Here is a 2,331-nt window from a genome sequence, read left to right on the forward strand (position 1 = left end):
TTCTTATCGAAACTCGTTGAGATGATATGCAATCAAGAATAGAATTTCAAGAACTATTTTCGAGAATCGCAATGCCTTGATTCCCGTGCCGCGTGTCGTTTTCAGAAGGCGACTGCACGAAATATCAGGAGTCGGCTGCACTGGTGGATTGCAGCGCGGTGTACAGGGCCGTCTTGCTCACCTTGAGCCGTGTAGCGGCCTCTCGGACATTAAGCCCGTTGGCGATGTGCTCCCGCGCTCGCTGCAACTTGTCGGCGGTGACAACCGGCTTTCGCCCGCCCTTCCTCCCACGAGCGGCGGCGGCAGTCAACCCGGCCTTGGTGCGCTCGCGGATCAAGTCGCGCTCGAACTGGCCCAGCGCGCCGAACACGTGGAAGATGAGCCGCCCGCCTGGCGTGGTGGTGTCGATGGCTTCCGTCAGAGAACGGAAGCCGACGCCTCGCGCTTCCAGCGCGCCTATCGTTTCGATTAGGTGCGGCATAGAGCGCCCGAGCCGATCCAGCCGCCAGACGGCCAGCACGTCGCCGTCGCGCAGGTAGGCCAGCGCATCAGCCAAGCCGGGGCGGTCGGCCTTGGCCCCGGAAGCCGTGTCCTCGAAAACGCGCTCGCAGCCTGCCTTGCGTAGCGCATCCGTCTGCAAGGCGGTGTCCTGTTCCGCCGTCGATACCCGCGCATAGCCGATGAGTGCCATTTCCGCCCATTTGTCCGTTATACCGTCCGCCTATCTTATTGTCCGTCATCCCGTTGCGCAAGATGTTTTCGGACAGGCGTCCGGTTTGGCCGACTAATGATCGTTTGACGGACATTGACGGTAAGGCATTTTTGCATTACTATGTGAAGCATCAACCTTGATTGCGAGGGCAAACCACCATGACCACATTGACCGTTACCGCACGGGGACAAGTGACGTTTCGGAAGGACGTACTGCAACACCTCGGCATCAGGCCAGGCGACAAGATCGAGCTGGACTTGTTGCCAGACGGTCGGGGCGTGCTCAAGGCGGCACGGCCCGCAGGGACGATAGCCAGCTTTGTCGGCCTGCTCGCGGGCAAGACGCTGAAGGTTGCCACCATCGAAGAAATCAACGAGGCGGCGGCGCAAGGCTGGGCAGGTAAGCAATGAAGGTCGCAGTCGATACCAACGTCCTTGTGCGTGCGGTTGTGCGTGACGATCCCGCACAAGCGGACGTTGCCGCCGCAGTCTTGACCGACGCCGAGTTGATCGCGGTCGCGCTGCCGTGCCTATGCGAATTTGTTTGGGTGCTGCTGCGTGTCTACGGCTTCCAGCAAGCCGACGCGGCCAGCGCGATCCGGGCACTACTGGCCGCCGCGAATGTGGAAGTGAACCGGCCTGCCGTGGAGGCTGGCTTGCTGGTGCTCGACGCGGGCGGAGACTTTGCCGATGGCGTCATTGCCTACGAAGGCAACTGGCTTGGCGGGGAAACCTTCGTTTCCTTCGATAAGAAGGCGGTGGCACTTCTCACGGCGCAAGGGCAATCAACGCGCCTTTTGTGACGGACATGAGCATGAACGAATTCCGCCGACTGGCCGCGAAGATCGACCAACACATGCAGCAGCTTGCCGCCCAGGGTGTCAGCGAGGCCCATGCCATCATCAATCGCATGATGGGGTACGGGCCTGACCTGCACAGGATTTGGGTCGGCACATCCGATCAGCAGCTCATGGCGCTGTCCCGCGAGTTCCCAGGGTTCTACCGCTACGCCCGCATCATGGAAGAGGCATCCGAAGCCGAGCGCCGCAAGGCTTCGCGGCCCTATGACGGCATGGCCGAGTTCTCCGAACAGCACAAGCAAATGGGCGCGCAACTGCTGACCACGGCGGCCACGCTTGAGCGTGGCTACCAGGCGTTTCGTGCGAGCGGCAGTCTCCAAGACTTCCGGCCTCAGCTCGACGAGCTGGGCCGCCTGCATCGGCAATGGCTGTCCGACCTGGAAGCCTTCAAAGACTCGCTGCGCACGCAGGGCGCAGAACCCAAGGTGCTGGAATACGTGAACGAGGCTTTCGGCCGCCTGGCCGAGCGCATCAAGCAGCTTGCCGGTTGATCGCCGGAATTTTCGGCGGTTCCGGCTTTGTCGCGCCGTGCACAAGAGTTCTGAGCAATTCCGATCTCTCGCGGCGCTTCGTGCATAGAACTTCTGACCGTTCCCGGTCAGAAGTTCTATGCACACACGGCGGCCAGCCCAGTGAACTGGTGCAGTCGCCTTCTGAAAACGACAGCGCCGGTTGCCTTGGCGGGCTTGTCACAAACCTACGTTTTCAAGAAGAAGGAAACCGCATGCCCCGCCGTTCGATCCTCTCCGCCGCCGAGCGC

General features: G+C 61.3%; 5 protein-coding genes. 4 read left to right on the forward strand and 1 reads right to left on the reverse strand.

From position 1 onward, the window contains the following. Nucleotides 1-124: 124 nt before the first annotated feature. Nucleotides 125-691 carry a recombinase family protein gene (locus C513_RS0112240; RefSeq protein ID WP_003159185.1) on the reverse strand — a complete coding sequence of 189 codons (567 nt, stop codon included), beginning with the start codon at nucleotides 689-691 and terminating at the stop codon, nucleotides 125-127. A 179-nt stretch (nucleotides 692-870) separates the two neighbouring features. Between C513_RS0112240 and C513_RS0112245 the strand changes: the two genes are divergently transcribed. The 4 genes from C513_RS0112245 to C513_RS14530 form a co-directional block, all read left to right on the forward strand. Further along, a complete protein-coding gene (locus C513_RS0112245; RefSeq protein ID WP_018716280.1) occupies nucleotides 871-1,122 on the forward strand; it encodes an AbrB/MazE/SpoVT family DNA-binding domain-containing protein in 252 nt (83 codons plus the stop codon). Continuing rightward, nucleotides 1,119-1,514: a type II toxin-antitoxin system VapC family toxin gene (locus tag C513_RS0112250; RefSeq protein ID WP_003159186.1), complete on the forward strand. Its 396-nt coding sequence runs from the start codon at nucleotides 1,119-1,121 to the stop codon at nucleotides 1,512-1,514. The genes C513_RS0112245 and C513_RS0112250 overlap by 4 nt, the downstream gene beginning before the upstream one ends. Nucleotides 1,515-1,525: 11 nt before the next feature. After that, nucleotides 1,526-2,062: a hypothetical protein gene (locus tag C513_RS0112255; RefSeq protein WP_003159187.1), complete on the forward strand. Its 537-nt coding sequence runs from the start codon at nucleotides 1,526-1,528 to the stop codon at nucleotides 2,060-2,062. Further along, nucleotides 2,059-2,331 (forward strand): hypothetical protein (locus tag C513_RS14530; RefSeq protein ID WP_211215750.1); only part of this gene is annotated, 273 nt, incomplete at its 3' end. The genes C513_RS0112255 and C513_RS14530, both read left to right, overlap by 4 nt.

This window comes from Allobrachymonas chironomi DSM 19884, assembly GCF_000374625.1.
Lineage (GTDB): Bacteria > Pseudomonadota > Gammaproteobacteria > Burkholderiales > Burkholderiaceae_C > Brachymonas > Brachymonas chironomi.